Raw genomic sequence first — 16,664 nt, 5'->3', positions numbered from 1 at the left:
ATTTTTCGTTGGTTCCTAGTTTAAGTGTGTTCTCCTTTCTTTAAGGATGGATATTCATATTAATAAACAACTCCAAACATAAAAAGGTTACGCCTTTTTTTAAATATATTTAGGAATTTCAATAAAATAGGCCGGCCCCATGGCCGACCCCGATCACCAGGGCACTTGCCCCTGTGGTGTCCTCTTCTCGATTTCCTAGTTACAGATATACACGATTATGGAGAGCAGCTAGAATCACTCGAGTTGATCCTCTTTAGCGAGCATTTTCTATGAATAATATCCTATAGCTAATTCGCTTTTTACTGCCTCTGTTAAGTTCTTTATTAGCTTCTCACAATGTTCTGCAATATCTTTATAGTTTTGTGGCTGAACTCTTCCCATTACTTCCTGAGTAAAAATAATATTGGCGTATATTTGGTTTAATTCGCTCATTATTTTATGGGTCTCTTCACTCAAAAAAATCCTATTAACAAGGAATGTGTTTTTAGCATTATTCACTGCATCTTTGGTTCGAATATATTCAAATTGTTCAAGGTACTTAATCAGTTCGCGTATTGTATCTTCTCTATTTTTATTTTCCCAATCTTCAACAAAACGATTTGCAATATGTACAGGGATATCTGCCTTTGATAAATTATAGGCTAAATCTTGCTTATCATAAAAATCTTGAAGAGTAATATTAGGTTGAGTTAATAACCTTCTAACATATCCATCAGCACGAAGGAATAGATCATATAGTTCTGCGTAAATAGCGTGTTTCCTTGATGTATACAGTGAGAAGTCTTGTACTTTTCTTTGAAAGTCAAATTTGTTGTTTTCCAAGAGAACTTGCAGTTCAAATTTATGATCTTCAAGCCTCTTATTAAAGCGTTGATCCACTAATTTCTTAACAAGATATTGAACCCCAGCCCAAATAGCCCCAATTAATGCAATTGATGAAATTATAATTTCTTTCCACTCTACTTGAATTATCATGATTCACCCTTGATAAAAGAAATTCTTTATTTATGAACATTATATACCACATCCGTTTAATTCTCACAATAAAAAGGCTGGCATCTGCCAGCCCACTATAATTCTATTGCGCCATGCTAACACGTTGCCTGTTCCGCTGCATCTGTTGGAACAAGCCCTCAAACTCTTTCAGGGACATCTTGAGGCCTTCTACCACCTGCTGAGAAACGTCACTTCCACCACCTGATACGTTCACCGTTGGATTAAAATTAATCACCGTGCTTTCACCAGAAGACCCAGAATCGACACCGAGCATCCGGCCGGTCATAGCATGCAGGTCTCGAGAACGTTGGCTGTTGTCGATAGGGATTGCCATCTCTGGACCAGCTTCGCCGAATATCGAAGGGCGGTCAGCGTATCCACCTTCAGCGTATTTCGGCATCATATCGATCATGTCAAACTTCTTAGGCATCAAGTCAGCTACTGGATTACCGATCTGGCGCCACATCAGGTCGATGTTGATCTGTTTATCCGTAGGAAGCATATCCATTGATTCATGGAGTTCAGAGATTGCTTGAATGCCCTTGGTTGTTCTCTCCTGCTCAGCTGCTGTCAAATCCTTATAGTTATTGATCTGGTCCAGAAGGTTCCCGCCGAAGTCCAGATCAATCAGTTTGATCTGCTGGTCGTATATTTCCTTGTAGCTATCTTCGGCGATCTTCAGCTCCTCTTTACTGGCGATCAGTTTATCCCGAGTCTTGTTTTCTCTGCCTACTAGATCCTCAATATTGCTATCTAATAGACCTAAGTGGGTGATATTGTCGTAAACAAAACCAACGGTTTCTCCAACTTCATCCGCTCTTTTCCGAAGGTCCTCCAACATCGAAGCAGTTTCGCTGGTGAAATCCATCTGCTGAATCTTTTGATACTCGACTTGGAACTCTTTTAGGGCCGGGATCGCTTTGCCTATCGTGTCATATTCCTCTTGAGATCCTGCGGTTTTATTCCTAATGGAGGTTATCTCCTCCTCGAGTTTGGGAAGCTTTTTCTCACCCTCAGCAACTGCTTTTTCGAGCCGTAATTTATCGAGTTCTCTTTCGGCATCAGCTTCACGTTTGAGAAGGCCGATCTTTTCCTCCACTTTCCCGTTTTCGATATCATATTGAGTAATGGTTCCCGGATGAAGCCCTTGAAGTTCCTCGATGACATCGGCTAGTTTACCTTGTTGTATAGCCAAGAGTTCGGAGTTCCCGGTGCTGTTTTCAATTGCTGAGCTTAGATTCTGATAAGTCCAGACCAGATCGTTCGTTTTTTGCGCCTTCTCAACGGATAGATCGTATTGTTTGGAGGCTTCTTCTAGCTTATCGCCAAAATTGATAACCGATTGCCGGGCCATATCTTGATGTTTCTTATAAGCAAGTACGCCCAATGAGAGAGCCCCAACAGCACCGACGGCCAAACCTACTGGATTGGTCAACAGCCCCGCAAACTTACCGAACTTGCTCACGCCATTCGTTGCATCGAAAAGCGCCCTGCTAACAGTGGTGACATCCTTGACCATACCCACCGAATTTTTAGCAAGCATGGCAGCTGGCACAGCAAGCCCGATGGCTTTGATAACGTCCTTATTGTCCTTGGCCCAGGCCGTCATGTCCTTCAACACCGGCATAAGGTCCTCGCCGATCGGGACGATCACTTCATCCATGAGCTCGCGACCCAGCACCTTCAGCTCATGGGCCAGGTTGTCGTACTTGACTGCGGCCATCTCTTCCATCGTCGCCGTTGTCATATCAAACTGACTTTGGGTCGATCCGAGAGCAGCCACGACGTCCTTCTCCAAGTCCTCCCACTGGGTGCCAAACAGTTCAACCCCGAGCATGTTGCGGTAAACCGTGTCATCGATGGTATTTAACTCCGCGATTACCTGCTGCATGACGTCCTTGCCTTTGAGGGCTCCGGTGCTCAGATCGGCCAGGATTTTATTCCCGCCACCCATAATGCTTGACAGTGCCTTGAATGCATCTTCCGAGCCTTTGCCGCCCTTCTGGAGGTCCTTGACCATTTGTTGGGCAGTATCGGCGGAAACGTGCTTCAGCAGCTCCATGTATTCGGCCGACTTGGTTCCGCCTTTGGTCAAGGCGGTCGTAAACTCTTCGATGCCTTCCGGAGCGAACAGAGCACCAAGAGCATCAGCGGTTTTCGAACTGCCGTCCTGGATGCGAATGTTGAATTCCTTCGCTATATCCCCCAACTTGTCTAATGACCAGGCACCTGCATCCAAGCCAGAAGCAAAGAAGTCGAACATCTCGTTTGCAGAATAGCCAAGTGCAGAAAATTGCGGAGCGTACTCGTTCGCAGAATCGAGCAATTCGCCGGACTTATCCAGCCCCCGCTGCGCCCCCTGGGCGAGCAGGTTCATGGATTGTTCGGAGGTAATTCCAAACTGCCGCATCATAGTGTCCGAGGCCTTTATGGACTCTGGAATGTCAAACCTAAACACATCCTGCAGCACGATCGCGTTTTTTGCGGTGCGTTCCAGTTCGTCTCCTTCTTGCTTCGTCACGTTTCTAGCAACAACTAAGGCGTCTGTAAGGTCGCCCACGCCCTCCCCTAAGCCCTCACGGTACAGAGACTTTGAGACTTCCTTAAGTTGCTCGAGTTCTCCAACCGTGGCCCCTGTAGCAGCAGCAAGCTGCCCGGATTGGGCATCCAACTCTCCAATCGTATTAGCTATATCGCCAACCGATCCTGCAACCGTACTGATGACCGCATAGGCACCGGTATATTGGGCGACACGATTAAGGACATCTCCGAATTCTTTGACTTCTTCTCCAAGTTCACCGAATGTACTTAAAGCTTTCCTGGAATCTTTATTAAGTTGGTCGAAGCTTCTTACCTTTTGAAGATCGACAAGATCATTCCTTAGATCGAGAACGTCTCCGCCAAGATCATCGAATGCTCTTTTTAGTCGGGGGTCAATTTCGCCATTCAGTTCGAACGACATTTCGTATTTCTTTGGCATGATTTAATCCTCCTTATAGCTCATTTAGGCGCTCCGCTTTGGTTAGGAATGCGTAACATTGTGGCATTGACGATCTCAACCGCAACGTCAGCAGCCGTTCGACCGTCTTTAATTGCTTCAGAAACAATCTTTGACGCTCCTGGAGACTTGGATAGTGCGATGAGGGCTGTAACACGATCTCGTTCGGATTGAACCGCCTCTGCTACTAATTGGTTGTACAATTCCGGATATTCATTTATGAGCTCATCTATTTTCATGGCTTATTTCATCCTTCCTTCGGTTGTTTTAATTACTTCTCAGCTTTCGCTTTTACTTTCATTGATTTGAATATCTCACTTTCGCTTTTATGGCCGAATTTGAGGGGTGTTTTTAGGATGGAATAATTCGAAGCAATTTTTAACCGGCCGTATATCTAAAAGCGAAAGGGAAAGTAACTTTTAAAATTAAAATCTGATCCCGGATCGGGGTCGTCCGCACCCGCACTTGGTTTTAAGTGCTGGAAGGACCCGACCCGTAATCCACCTGATTACCCCTGAATCAATTCATTAATGCTAATGATTTTGAAGTGGCTCAAATTAAATGCCAGGCTGTAAAACGCAGACCTCCTGATCTTTGCGTATGTGTCCCTGCTCATTGGCGTAACGTCCGTGTACATCCTGGTATCCGTTATGTGGTTGTCCTTCATGTAGCGTTCGGTGACCAAGAGTTTCTCTTTGGGATAAAGCTTATCGACTGCCCTTTCCACCCTTTCACAGAAGGACCGGCGTGCCTCTGGGTCGAAGACGTTGCTATTGAGCGCGTCACAAGCATTCAATGCTATATTCGTTTCCAGTTCTTCAAACGTGATGGATTTGAAAAACTGGTATTTCTTAAGCACTTCCTCAATGGCCGCTTGAGTCTTTTTATAATCCAACTCCGGAAGGCCGTCCTTCACTGACGCCCTGGATCCGGCTGTTAGCGGTAGCCGGTTATACCCTTTTTGGGCTGTGTGTGCCGGCGCCCTGAATCCAGACCCATGGTTACTGACATTCTTTGCTTTCCAATGATTGAAATTCTCACGTTGAAGCCCCTTCTGCCAACTTGTTCCGCCCATTTAAACTCCCCTTCCCCTCTTGTATTTCGATATGGATTTAGAGATAAGGCGCGGTCCGTAAGAACCGCGCCGTTATTACCGAGCTTCGCTATTATCGCAAGTAGTCAATATGAGTCACATGGGATAAATTCGGGCTTTCTTTCTTTTCGAAGTAACCCTCCGTATTTCCGCCATGCAACCATGTTTTAATAAAAGCTTGTTGGGTGTAATGACTTAATTGAACTGCACGTGGGTCAATGTGACGGAGTTGACCAATCAACTCTTCAATTGTGGTTCTACTAAACTGAAATTTCCGCTTTTTCTGTTCCCTCTGTTCTTTTAATTCATCAATCTTTGCCTGCAGATCATCTATTTCAGCATTTGCGGCTTTCTCCTGTATGATCCGATCTTCCTCTGCCTTTTTAGCCGCTGCGCGAATCTTGTCCCAGTCCTTCGCATAGTAATCACTTGAAGTTCCTAGTTGACTTTCGTACCCAGAAATAGAGTCCTGGATCTCGTCGAGTTGAAGGCGCAGGTTTCGGTTTTCCTTCTTAAACTTCTCGACACCGTTTGTGTCCTCATTCATTTCAAGCTCGATCATTTGATCAGAGTTTTCTCTGATCTTTGCCGAGATGACCTTCGCTTGCTTCTGGAGCCCGTCAATCTTATCTTGGATCAGCTGCTCCCGTTTATCGACTTTATCGACGAACTCCTGCATAAGTTCTTTCCAGTCCTTTTTCTTCAACATAATTCAATCACTCCTTCGATTAATGGTTAGACGCCTCTATTGCGACGATTAATAATTCCAGCAGCTCTACGGGCTATTTCGCTTCTCTCTGACGCACTGAACTGCGTTGGCCGCATACCAGATGCAGATACTTTGGCCTGCTGTGGCTGCGTAAGAGTTTTACTTACAATCTCGCGGTTAAGAGCCTGGCGTAAGTTTTCCAGAGCTCCGACACCTTGACTCTCCATCATTTTCACCAGTGCAGCTTGAAGCATCTCCATAGCTTCACTTGGCTGTCCAGGTAATTCCGCCCTAACTCTGTCAGAGGTATATCCCTGTGGACCCATGTCGTTGTCCTCCTCAGCGTTTATTTATGATGTCCGTCCGTTTTGCTGTTTGATGATTTCAGCTACGAGTGCGGCGATATCTTCATCACCTGTAGCAGCCGGGATTGCCTGCGCTTGATTTGTCACCGGCTTCGAACGTTCAGCGACCAGGCGGTTCATTTCAGCTATGATTTCATTGGCTGCCTCATCCTGCTCTAACGATGCCCTAACAAGTCGTAAAGCAAATGCCCCGGAATCCTCTCCAGATGCAATAGCTTCGTCAACGAGACGACTGTTTTCAGGCGTACGCATAGATTCAAGCTGTTTGACTCGCTGCTGTTCTGTGTACTTGGATGATGATACGGCCGGTCCAGTTCCAGCAGAATTGTAAGGACCGTAATTAAGACTCTGGCGCAATCCTTCCAAGGCATCGGGATCCATGTTCTTGATCATCGCCATGAGAAGGGGTAGCATCTTATCCAGGCCTGCACCCGATCCAAGCACGCTTTCAAGGCTTAATCCCAAGGGCCCCTGATTTGTATTTCCAAACATATTTATTACCTTCTTTCCCTGGGGCCAAGGCCGGCCCCTTATTTGTTTTGCGATCGATCTATTCCATCACCGTCAGTTTGACGGGGTTGCCCGCAGCCGATCTATACGGGCGGCGGCCTCGCCACATTCCGATTTACGAACACCGAAAATCCCCCTTATTACCTATGAATTAACAGCCATTTATAGTTGATTCCTATAAGTGCTGCGTGTATAATCGAGTTATCCTTGTTTTTGCTTTGATCATTCAAGCCTCCGTTGTTCGCGCAACGGGGGCTTGTTCTATTCCTGCCGCTTGAGCAAAGAATCCATCCGGCAGCCCCAACTTCTTCTCGACGATCGTCAATTCGATAGCTTTCTTTCCTGTTTCTTTAATCACAACCGATTGCTGAAATACGGTCATTACGTCCGCTACTGACATGCAACAGCGCTTGGACAATGCTTGTACGAGTATCAGTACCTGTTCTTCCACTTGAATCACCTCCCCCCAAGACGGTGACTTTCATTAAGTGTCTCATTCCGTTTTTGCTATGCGTTCTTTCTTCATCTCCTGTGCAACCATTGCAAAAGATCGGATCTGCGCCATTTCACGACCGTGTGTTGCTTTCATGCATAACCCTTCCAGATGGTGAATCTCCTCAGACAACGAGATCAGGTCTTTGATCGTAAGCCTGCGATCAAACTTCTCTTCTGGCTCATGAATCAATACACTAATCAGTTCCATGACCTTAGACTTCACCTCTGCCAGCTGCTGCCGGATAATCGTATTCATAGGCTGGACCTCCAAACTGATGAATTAAACATCAAACTCCACCTTTATAACTTGGCCTTGGATCATAACTTCTTCAATTGGGTACGGGCGAGATCTGTTCGATGCCTGCAGCACCACAGTGTCATTCTCATAATAGATCCGTTTTAAAACAGCACCTTCTCCCTCAAGGATGACCACACCAATTTTCCCATGCTGACAATGGTTCTGTTTCCGGACAAGGACGCGCATACCTTCACAAATCCCCTCGTCAATCATGCTGTCATCCTTAACGATCGAATAGAAGTATGCTTCTGCAGCCCGCTCGCCTGAGTTCTTATTCCAGACCGCTAAGCCCATCGTATTTCCCCTCCGATGCTTATTGGGATTGATAAATCTCCATCAGCTGAGCAAAATCGCTAGTTTGTATGTATCGTGATGGAATGAATTATGTTGAAATGGATTAACGCGTCATTTGTCTTTGCAGATTTCGAAGGATGATAGCGCACTGCAACGGGTTTCGATCCCGCCACAGCTTAGCCAGGTCATTCAGTGACATACTTTTCAGCTCCTTCCCCTGGCGTTGAAACCGTCCGAAGAAGTGCAGCCTTCAGATAACCATCGTTGCCTAAACGGTTATCATATTCCTCCAGAAGCCAGCCTGCTTCCACGTGCTGAACAATACTAGACATTTTATTTTCAACCTCTGTTAGAGCGTCTACCTTGGTATCGATTTCAATAATTTTACGCTCCCGACAAGCCATTAACTGATCATGTGATTTCTTAATTGCCTGCAGCAGCTGGCGATAAATCTCCGGATGATGTGCCTTACTGAATCCAAGAATTTCGGTTGCAATGGGGGCGATAATTTCATACGCATCATTTTGATCGTGGGGCGATTGTAAGGCAGTCTCCAGAATGGTTGAGAAATATGGTTCATAGATTTCTCCGCTGTTTGTTAACGGGATCATATATCCCTCAAATGTTCTTTCCTCTTCTTCAGCAATAATGGGTGCAACCAGGTTCTTTAATTGACTCATAGTTTTCATCCTCACTTTTCGATTGTTTTATTGAATTACTCCCGTTACAAAGGCGTTCGGATCGTTCGAAATCTCGTCTTCAACGAACTTCTTGAACTCTTCCTGCAGCCCCATCTTCTCAACGAATTGCAAGGCGGCCATCTCGGCCAAATCGGAATTCAGCATGTTCGCTATGTGCTCTTTCAGAGCTTCCATACAGTCCGATGTTTCTTGAAGGGTTTTCTGGTACGTTTGAACGATCTCCAGGATGTGTTTGATGGCCGTCTCTTCATATTCCGGATAAATCGCCACGGATCGGACTTGCCCAGCGATTCGTTTTTGAATAGATTCATTGATCACTTCTCCCACCTCCCTTCCCGTATTAAATCAAGTGTTTAAGCTCAGCAATTGGTATATCCAGCATTAGCGCCAGCATTGCCATCGCTCTATTCTTTATTTTTGAATACGTAGCTTCTGCGACGGGCGGATCCATTAGCAAGCTGTATACTGCATAGTCAAAGGGCATATCCCGTTTCATGTACCGCTCTGTGATGAGGAAGCGTTCCTTACGGGGCAACCTCTCTACGGCCTGCTCCAATCGCTCGCAGAATGCTCTGCGGCGTGCCGGCTCATCCACGTTATATACGGCCACATTTCCTGTCTGATCACTTGTTGTACCTGTGAAGCTTCTCGGGATGTCGCTAATGCTTGATGTCGTGCTGGCTTCCCTGTCATGAAACAAAGTGTATTTATATATGTGGTACCGCTCGAGCTCATTTTCGATTGCACTCCGGATCTCTTTTTTCACAGCAGCCGGCAACTTATCTATACACTTCACATTCATGCGCCCCTTTGGTAAGATGAATTTAGCCACCGCACCTTACCAGGTGCTTTTTTTATGCCTTTCTGGTTTTTCTTGAACTCATTCGTGTTCATATCGATAAAGGTTTCCATCCTCCAGATACAATTCTTGGATTGATTTTGAGGCCAATTTTATGAACCTCTCTTTTTCCCTTCTCTAAAACCTAAATCTAGTACAAATAAAATCCCTAGATATGGCTATATATATAAAGGTCCCCTATTTTTAGGGGTAGTGGAGGGAAAATCGAAAATCAGCCTCTAACCCTTGCCCGTAAAGGGATTAATGAATATTTGCTTCCCCTATTTTTAAGGGTAGTGAACACATCAATTTTGAGCTCATGTCAAGTTGATACCCTTATATTTAGGGGTAGACTACCCCTATTTTTAGGGAAGCCAAAATGTCATTTCGGATCCTTTCTTTGACGTTTCGGTCTTGGAGTAACAGAAAATTTATCAGTACCGTAATTTTTCCATTGATCACTAAATCCGTATATTGTAGCTGTTCTTGTCGTCCAACCACCCTTAATAACTTTGATGAACCCCAGGTCATTTAACTGATCCAATGATTTTGAAAAGGTTGCTTCGTTCATCAGTTGCTGTCCTTCGGAATAAGTGAAACTAATATCATTTTCATTGTCGTAATTGAATTTGGCCTTCATGTGGATATACAAGGTGATGGAATGGCAGGATAGTTCTTTCCATGCTTTCGATTCCATCATGCTAAGAGTTATCCTTAAATGCCTACCTTTCGTTCCGATACTCTCGAAAGGTTTAAACCCGTATTCCTTTTTCTTTCGAGCCATTTCACCTCACCGCCGCACCTGCCATAGAGAGCAGACTCATAAAATCATGTTCCTCGATATCTCCTGAAATGTAATCGGACAAAGACAGATAAAGCGGACCGGCGCCAGTTGCGTTAATTCCGTTAATCTCGAACATTGCAGCCGTTACGCCCTCGATCATCTCATCCGTGGCCACCAGCTTAATTCCAACTCCCTCTAGCTCCGTTGCTTTGTTACTCAGTTCTCGGATTAACTGCAATAACCTAAGGGTAGTTGTACGCTTAATGTTCATTCGGTGCTCACCCCTATCTGCCACTGCAATCATTGGTGTTTTCAGCGATCCATTTATCGAGTTCGTGCCGACGGAAGAAATATCTGTTCTTCACCTTGAAAAATGGAATGCTTTTCGTTCGGATCAAGTCGTATATGGACCAGGCTGACACCCTTAGATACTCTGCCGTCTCCTTCACGTCGAATGTCTGAACCCCCGGATCTGGTGTTTGAGCCTGTTGTTGGGCAATCATTTGAGCAAGCTGTAGCAGCAGCCCCTGTTGATCTATTGGTTGCTGGCGCTCTACCACCTCAACAACCGGTGTATTATAGGCCGGCCGCTGGATGATTACTGCAGGTGCTGCAGATCGTGCATTTCTTTTACGCATAGATCGTTCCTCCTCAATGTAAACCGTTATATAATTATTGTGTTTTTGCCGCAAAAAGTAGTTTTGTACCCTAACCCTTGTTTAATAGGGCATTACTAATCCAGACATGTAAAATTTATATAATGGGACAGCTTAAACGGGTTGTTCTCGCTTAGCCTTATGCATTTGCACGATTCGCTCTCTACGAGCTTGCCTTTCTTCTGGAGTAAGAACTTTCGGTGCAGGGGTCTGAGCAAATCGAATTTGCTTTTCATTCACCTTCCACTTGCCAGCAATTATTCGATGGTTTCCGTTTTTCCCGATCTCTTCTTCCTTCCAGTATGGTTCACCAGCCACTTTCAACAGTTTGGTTATGTGCTTGCGATAGCAACTGTAAACTGTCCATTTTCCATCCACTGGGTCGAATACCGCTGTCGTTTCTTGTTCATCTGATGGATACATGACTTCTCACAATCCCCTCTTTGCAGTTTTTACTTAATAAAACTTCCATGTAAGTTCGATTGATCTTGTCTAAGGATGTGAATGCCTTAACGATGAGACGATATACATCACCTTAGGGGATTACTTTGCTCATCTGTTCACCACCGTTTGTAAGGATACGGCAGCTTACCGCCCCCTTACAGTTTGCAGTCACTGCCTCATAGGGTCTTTCATACTCCAATGCTCGGGCAACATCATTACCAACAAAATGCGGTTTTTCATTAACTTCTACAGTTTGTAGTTCTCCGAATAATGGGTTACTAAAAATGTTAGGTTTGTTCATGAATTGAATTTGCTCCTTTCTAAATGAGTTAAGCCCTCTACAGAAGGACACCCTACAGAATTTTGAGCCTCTTGATTGGCAATCCACTCATCGAGACTAGATTTTCGGAACATAATTTTGTTTCCAATCCGATATGCAGGAATCTTTTTATCTCGGACCATTTCACGAAGCTTGTACTCACTAGCCCCAATATACGGTGCGGCTTCCTTAACAGTTAATCGCTCCATTCATTTCACCTCCTTGGATTGCTATTTGTTGTTGCCTAAATGGATATTGTATTCTTTATGGATACCCTACCACGTTGTATCCTTTTTGGCAACATTTATTATTACACGTTTCTCCTTGTTGTCATATTGAATACTTTGTTATACTAAATAAAAACAATAAGGTTGGTGTTACTGTTGAATGCTGAAGATTTTGGAAAACTTTTGAGAAAGAAAAGAAACGATAGAGGGTTAACACTGGATCAGCTTGCGACGAGGACCGAATTGTCAAAGGGGTACTTATCGAATATTGAAAATGGACGACGAGGTATTCCTGCACCTGAACTACTAAGAAAGCTATCTGAGCCCCTCGGAATCGAATATGAAGAATTGATGATAAAAGCTGGCTATTGGAATAATAAATATAGCGAAGAAGACAGGGCGTTGTTTGAGGATATTTATCAGGGACATTGGGAGGTTAATAACAAAATAATTAATCTACTAAAAGAAATAGCTGATGACGATGGGATATTTCCAGATTATCTTCATAAAGACATATTTAAGATCTTTGGAATGTGGCTGCCACTTAGTGAGGGGAATTACCCTGCCCATGATTTTGATAAAATGTACTATTACGACTTTTTAAACAAAAGCGATGATGAGTTATTAGCTGAGTACGCTGAAGGAACAATTAAAGAGGTAACCGAGCGTTTCAACAGTATTTATAATTATTCAACAATCAAAAAGGGAATTATTGAGTACAAGGGATACAAAAAGGATAGGGAGGACTTTTTACATGAACTAATTGAATTAATGGATAAGCACGGGTTAACTGTCAAAGTGAATGAAGACGGCGATTTGCCCCTGCAGATTGAACTTGATCAGATTCTCGATAGCTCAAGTACTACATCCGTCCGTTACAAAGGGAAACTACTTGGACCTGATGATAGATTGCGTATCCTAGGTATGCTAAGCGTTTTATTTGACGAAAAAAGTTAGGAGTTGCTATGAAAAAGAATACAAAGTTCAACATCATCGAAATCAACGGAACTAAATCACCAAATGATTGGTATGCTCGTAAGGTTCAGGAATTTGTTAAATGCCGTTATGGGATGGACGTTACGGTCAGTGTAATTAATTCAGATAGAAAAACAATGGAGACTAGACATGAAAAAGAAGAAATCTATTAGCATACGATTCGTTAGAGTAGGCACTGAGGAACAGGCTGTAACCATTGTCAAATCAATTGTTAGACGAGCCATTCAGAAAGAGCTTGATAAGTACGGAGCTGTTAGCCACAATCTCGACGAAGTATTGGACAAGTATATCCAATATCCTAGCGATCGATATCGTGATCCACACCCGTCAATATGACGGACGTGCACATTCTAAGCGATTAACTCCTTAACACCGCACCCAGAGTAAATCACCATTCGCATTCTAAGCTGAATTCCATAAGAACTAATACACGAAAGAACACCTGACAGCATTTGAAGGTACATTTACCCTATCCGTTGGAATGATGTTCTTAAATCATTATAAATTCTTTTGTTTTCAGTCAATGCCTGCGTTACTGGAGTGTTGGTTTAAATATGATACCCATATGAAGGTTCTTGGGGGATAATACTCCACCATTAAAACTTAGGAATCGCTATATATATTGTCTTTATGTCTTTTGTCTTTCTTGGGGGGCAAATCAAATTGTTCTAGAGGGGGTGAATCCCCCCCCCTCTACGGCCGAAGGTTGGGAAAGCGTGAATTTCAAGGTTCGCTAATTGCGGTTCCTATTTTCGGAATGCAAGAGCCGATCACCCAAGAGCATCCATACGCATAATGTGCGTACTTACACTATTTCAACAACCAGCAGAGCAACCACCAGAACCTCAAGCAGCACAAGTCATCTCAGCCACGAGCAACCAGCACTCTAACCAGCAGCTCTTTTGATAAATAAGAACAAAACCTGATTAAGGAGGAATTTATTATGCCGAGCATTCAGAAACGCGGTGAACGTTCTTGGCGGCTGATAGCCGAACTCGCCGCTCTACATTGAGCGGCTTTTTATATTTGTCAGTCCCGCGGTCTGTTGGTCCAGCAATCCATATGCGTAATGAAGCATAACCAATCCCGCTCTGCGAACGTTCATATTATATAAGAGCATAATGGGAGGAGTTCATGATGGACCTGCTATTGTACGCAGGAATAGCTTGCCTCTTGGTGACAGGAATCCTATCTGGAGCGTTTACAACGGGGTATCAGCAGAGAGGCAACTTCTATGCAGATTCCAAGGACGACCGCGCATCCAGAAAAAAGGCGGCCAACTGGTTCTTTCTCGCGGGAATTGTATTTCTTGCAGCAGCCGGTATTGTATACCTTCTGTTCCGTTAACGGCTTATCTTATATGTCGGGCCGGGACAAATTCATCGAATAATTGCAAGCTTAATCTGCAAAACGCCCCCATCCGGGAGCGTTTTTTTGTTCCTTTTTAATCAACGCTCCCCTAAATCTTGCAGGAATAACGCCTATTTTGTCGAAAACAATGAGGTTGTTTGAAAAATATTCCTATTTGTACAGTAAAGAGAGGTCATGTAAGTGAAAAGAACGTTGTATGTTCTCCTGTTATTCAGCATGCTGGCAGGGCTTGGTTTTGCGGGGACGACGCAAGACATCGCTTCTGCCGACGGGGCCGAGCTCCGGATCCAAGACATTGCCGGAAGAAACACCTATCTGATGAGCGACGGCTCCATGTGGTCCCTGATTGACGGGCGCCACGCCATTCGAACACCAGGTAACGTCGCAGCCATCAGCGGTTATGAATACGGCGGCATCGGCATGACGCAGGAGGGCCGCTTAGTAGAGTGGGACATCGGCAAGGGGCCCCAGGTCGTTCCGGGAACAAGCGGCGTGAAGCAGATAGCCGGTTCCTACTGGCTGAAGTCGGACGGTACCGTATGGGCCGGCGATGAAAAAGCGAAGAACCTCAGCGGCATATCGCTGATCGCCGATGCGGATCAGGAATTCGCTGCATTATCCTCCAATGGAGAGCTGCTGCTCCAGGATAACTACAAAAAGGGGCAGTTCAAAAAGCTCGGGATCGTGGAAAACCCGGCAGCCGTCAAATCCATGACGGTACACAGCGGACGCGTTGCCCTGCTGCATGACAACGGCGACGTTGTCGTGTACGAAACGTCCAACTTCGACGATAACGGGCGGATCATACCGGTTACCGTGGCCCAGAATGCAGCTCATATCGTCTATGCATCGAGTGAGCCCACGGATCTTCTCATTGTAACGCTCCAGGACGGAAGCGTATGGACTACCGGCGAGTATAAAGACCGCTGGAAACTCAAAGAGCAGATTACCGGACTTAGCGGGATCGTAAAAACATCCATCTATGGGGATGCAAAGGATTTGTCGGAAGGCTTTTATGCGCAGCGGAGTGATGCGAGCTGGGTACATCATAAGGAGGGACAGAATAAGAACATCGATGTACCGGTAGTCAAGAATTTGTCCGTTGCCATATCCGTTGCGACGCCTTATGTAGGAGAATCGCTGGAAGTGAGCATCCAGGAAACCTATACGAACGGGGCGAAAATCAAGGTACCGGTTAAAGACGCCGTCATCGATATCGAGAAGCCGTATTTGTTGAGTATGCAGAAGAATGGGATGCTGAAATCTGCCGGCGTTGGCAAAACGCAGATTACGGTAACCTCCGGCGGCCAGTCCAAATCGGTGACGGTATCGTCCAGCCTGCGCAACAATTTGAAATATGCAAAACAGGTCAACGGCAACGTCATGGTACCGGCTAAATCCGTCATCCAGGCACTGGGCGGCACCTACTCGGCTAAAAACGGAAGCGTGGAGGCGAAGTTCGGCCAGACCCTGCTTTCGTTCAAAGCAGGCAGCAACCAGGCCAAGCTGAATGAAAGCACCATCCGACTCAAAGCCGCACCCGTGAACGACAAGGGGGAGCTGCTCATTCCGGCCTCCGTGTTATCCGATGCTCTGGGAGCTAAAACCACCTGGGATGCCAAGTGGAAGCAAGCGCAAATCTCCCTCGGCGCGGATGCGGCCATGACCGTCGTCTCCAGCGAAACGGCTGGATTGATCAAAAAAGCGATGCAGGGCAATTTGGTTAAGTATATCGGCCGAACGTATTGGGTGAACGAATTCGAAGATTTGGAACGCTTCTCGAAATTGACCGTTACCGACATTTTGCCTGACGACAAGGGCGAATTCAACGTAATCTTCAAATCGGCAACGGGGAAAACTATAAAAAGTTATCCCATGCGGTCTTCGGAAGTGACGCAGCTGTTTGCGGACCGTTCCTCGTTACTAACTTACGATCCCTATAAAAAACACAAATGGTCCGCCTCCGTCTGGAAGCAGATCAAAGCCGGGCAGGTTTCCCTCGGCATGACGAAAGAGCAGGTACAGCTTTCATGGGGGAACCCGGCTGCCAAAGACATTACCTCCGGCGGCGGAAAAACCATTGAAACTTGGGGGTACTCCAATTTCAATATCGTATCTTTCGTAAACGGGAAAGCCATATTGATCATGATGTAGCATGAAGGGGACACAAATTAATAAAGCTCGTTATTCATAAAAAAGACCGTCCTAAGAAGCAGCAATGCCTCTTAGGGACGGTCTTTCCTTGTGACTGCTCATGGTGCCTGGTATTCTCTTATTGATTCATTAGTTTGTTCGCTCAAAAGATGGATTAGATAAATGCGCGAGTAATGATCACCAACAAGATGAACAATACCAAAATAGCACCTACAGAAGAGCCATATCCATAGCCGCCGCCGTAGCCTTCTCCTACTCCGCTCACAACAATCCCTCCTTTTTTGAACATACCACATGTTATGTCGTTTCCGCTAAAATGAACTGGGCTGCCGCCTGTTCGCGATAAGAATAGTGAACCCGCCCAAATGCGCGCATCTGCGGGTATCTATACGCCGATGTTCCATGATTCCCATATG

At 45.2% G+C, this 16,664-nt stretch carries 24 protein-coding genes; 4 read left to right on the top strand and 20 right to left on the bottom strand.

Going from position 1 to position 16,664, the window contains the following annotated elements; translation table 11 throughout:
- Positions 1–267: 267 nt before the first annotated feature.
- The 19 genes from AC3RCL_RS09745 to AC3RCL_RS09655 all read right to left on the bottom strand — a co-directional run bounded on the left by AC3RCL_RS09745 (position 268) and on the right by AC3RCL_RS09655 (position 11,709).
- Positions 268–975 carry a hypothetical protein gene (locus AC3RCL_RS09745; protein WP_326114202.1) on the bottom strand — a complete coding sequence of 236 codons (708 nt, stop codon included), beginning with the start codon at positions 973–975 and terminating at the stop codon, positions 268–270.
- 103 nt (positions 976–1,078) lie between these two features.
- Positions 1,079–3,976, bottom strand: a complete 2,898-nt coding sequence (locus AC3RCL_RS09740) for a phage tail tape measure protein (protein ID WP_492535291.1) — start codon at positions 3,974–3,976, stop codon at positions 1,079–1,081.
- Positions 3,977–3,996: 20 nt separating this feature from the next.
- Entirely contained in the window at positions 3,997–4,233 is a 237-nt protein-coding gene (locus AC3RCL_RS09735; protein ID WP_492535290.1) for a hypothetical protein, read from the bottom strand.
- A 269-nt stretch (positions 4,234–4,502) separates the two neighbouring features.
- Positions 4,503–5,069, bottom strand: a complete 567-nt coding sequence (locus AC3RCL_RS09730; protein WP_492535289.1) for an ArpU family phage packaging/lysis transcriptional regulator — start codon at positions 5,067–5,069, stop codon at positions 4,503–4,505.
- Between the two features lie 91 nt (positions 5,070–5,160).
- A complete protein-coding gene (locus AC3RCL_RS09725; protein WP_492535288.1) occupies positions 5,161–5,796 on the bottom strand; it encodes a hypothetical protein in 636 nt (211 codons plus the stop codon).
- A gap of 26 nt (positions 5,797–5,822) precedes the next feature.
- Positions 5,823–6,122: a hypothetical protein gene (locus AC3RCL_RS09720; RefSeq protein WP_492535287.1), complete on the bottom strand. Its 300-nt coding sequence runs from the start codon at positions 6,120–6,122 to the stop codon at positions 5,823–5,825.
- A 24-nt stretch (positions 6,123–6,146) separates the two neighbouring features.
- Positions 6,147–6,653 (bottom strand): hypothetical protein, encoded by a 507-nt coding sequence (locus AC3RCL_RS09715; RefSeq protein WP_492535286.1) that lies wholly within the window; start codon positions 6,651–6,653, stop codon positions 6,147–6,149.
- Between the two features lie 244 nt (positions 6,654–6,897).
- Positions 6,898–7,122 (bottom strand): hypothetical protein, encoded by a 225-nt coding sequence (locus AC3RCL_RS09710; protein WP_492535285.1) that lies wholly within the window; start codon positions 7,120–7,122, stop codon positions 6,898–6,900.
- A 42-nt stretch (positions 7,123–7,164) separates the two neighbouring features.
- Entirely contained in the window at positions 7,165–7,422 is a 258-nt protein-coding gene (locus AC3RCL_RS09705) for a hypothetical protein (protein ID WP_492535284.1), read from the bottom strand.
- Between the two features lie 24 nt (positions 7,423–7,446).
- Positions 7,447–7,758, bottom strand: coding sequence for a LexA family protein (locus tag AC3RCL_RS09700; protein WP_492535283.1), 312 nt, complete (start codon positions 7,756–7,758; stop codon positions 7,447–7,449).
- 185 nt (positions 7,759–7,943) lie between these two features.
- Positions 7,944–8,438, bottom strand: coding sequence for a hypothetical protein (locus AC3RCL_RS09695; protein WP_492535282.1), 495 nt, complete (start codon positions 8,436–8,438; stop codon positions 7,944–7,946).
- A gap of 27 nt (positions 8,439–8,465) precedes the next feature.
- Positions 8,466–8,777, bottom strand: a complete 312-nt coding sequence (locus tag AC3RCL_RS09690) for a hypothetical protein (RefSeq protein WP_492535281.1) — start codon at positions 8,775–8,777, stop codon at positions 8,466–8,468.
- Positions 8,778–8,799: 22 nt separating this feature from the next.
- Positions 8,800–9,255, bottom strand: coding sequence for an ArpU family phage packaging/lysis transcriptional regulator (locus AC3RCL_RS09685; protein WP_492535280.1), 456 nt, complete (start codon positions 9,253–9,255; stop codon positions 8,800–8,802).
- Between the two features lie 424 nt (positions 9,256–9,679).
- A complete protein-coding gene (locus AC3RCL_RS09680; RefSeq protein WP_492535279.1) occupies positions 9,680–9,997 on the bottom strand; it encodes a hypothetical protein in 318 nt (105 codons plus the stop codon).
- Positions 9,998–10,082: 85 nt separating this feature from the next.
- Positions 10,083–10,352 (bottom strand): hypothetical protein, encoded by a 270-nt coding sequence (locus AC3RCL_RS09675; protein WP_492535278.1) that lies wholly within the window; start codon positions 10,350–10,352, stop codon positions 10,083–10,085.
- Positions 10,353–10,365: 13 nt separating this feature from the next.
- Positions 10,366–10,719 (bottom strand): helix-turn-helix domain-containing protein, encoded by a 354-nt coding sequence (locus AC3RCL_RS09670; RefSeq protein WP_492535277.1) that lies wholly within the window; start codon positions 10,717–10,719, stop codon positions 10,366–10,368.
- Between the two features lie 132 nt (positions 10,720–10,851).
- Positions 10,852–11,160, bottom strand: a complete 309-nt coding sequence (locus AC3RCL_RS09665) for a hypothetical protein (protein ID WP_492535276.1) — start codon at positions 11,158–11,160, stop codon at positions 10,852–10,854.
- 112 nt (positions 11,161–11,272) lie between these two features.
- The gene (locus AC3RCL_RS09660) at positions 11,273–11,482 is read right to left on the bottom strand and encodes a BRO family protein (RefSeq protein ID WP_492535275.1); all 210 of its coding nucleotides are present in this window, start codon (positions 11,480–11,482) and stop codon (positions 11,273–11,275) included.
- A complete protein-coding gene (locus tag AC3RCL_RS09655; RefSeq protein WP_492535274.1) occupies positions 11,479–11,709 on the bottom strand; it encodes a helix-turn-helix domain-containing protein in 231 nt (76 codons plus the stop codon). Before AC3RCL_RS09655 ends, AC3RCL_RS09660 begins: the two co-directional genes overlap by 4 nt.
- A gap of 174 nt (positions 11,710–11,883) precedes the next feature.
- Between AC3RCL_RS09655 and AC3RCL_RS09650 the strand changes: the two genes are divergently transcribed.
- The 4 genes from AC3RCL_RS09650 to AC3RCL_RS09635 all read left to right on the top strand — a co-directional run bounded on the left by AC3RCL_RS09650 (position 11,884) and on the right by AC3RCL_RS09635 (position 16,248).
- A complete protein-coding gene (locus tag AC3RCL_RS09650; protein WP_492535273.1) occupies positions 11,884–12,684 on the top strand; it encodes a helix-turn-helix domain-containing protein in 801 nt (266 codons plus the stop codon).
- Between the two features lie 8 nt (positions 12,685–12,692).
- On the top strand, positions 12,693–12,875 hold the full coding sequence (locus AC3RCL_RS09645; protein WP_492535272.1) for a hypothetical protein: 183 nt from the start codon (positions 12,693–12,695) through the stop codon (positions 12,873–12,875).
- 982 nt (positions 12,876–13,857) lie between these two features.
- Positions 13,858–14,070 carry a DUF5316 family protein gene (locus tag AC3RCL_RS09640; RefSeq protein ID WP_452516092.1) on the top strand — a complete coding sequence of 71 codons (213 nt, stop codon included), beginning with the start codon at positions 13,858–13,860 and terminating at the stop codon, positions 14,068–14,070.
- A gap of 204 nt (positions 14,071–14,274) precedes the next feature.
- On the top strand, positions 14,275–16,248 hold the full coding sequence (locus tag AC3RCL_RS09635; RefSeq protein WP_492535271.1) for a stalk domain-containing protein: 1,974 nt from the start codon (positions 14,275–14,277) through the stop codon (positions 16,246–16,248).
- 154 nt (positions 16,249–16,402) lie between these two features.
- On the opposite strand, the gene AC3RCL_RS09630 is transcribed toward AC3RCL_RS09635, so the two are convergent.
- A complete protein-coding gene (locus AC3RCL_RS09630; RefSeq protein WP_015736381.1) occupies positions 16,403–16,513 on the bottom strand; it encodes a hypothetical protein in 111 nt (36 codons plus the stop codon).
- Positions 16,514–16,664 lie beyond the last annotated feature (151 nt).

Source organism: Paenibacillus sp. MT86, from assembly GCF_058792535.1.
This window is presented reverse-complemented; position numbering and strand designations above follow the sequence as displayed.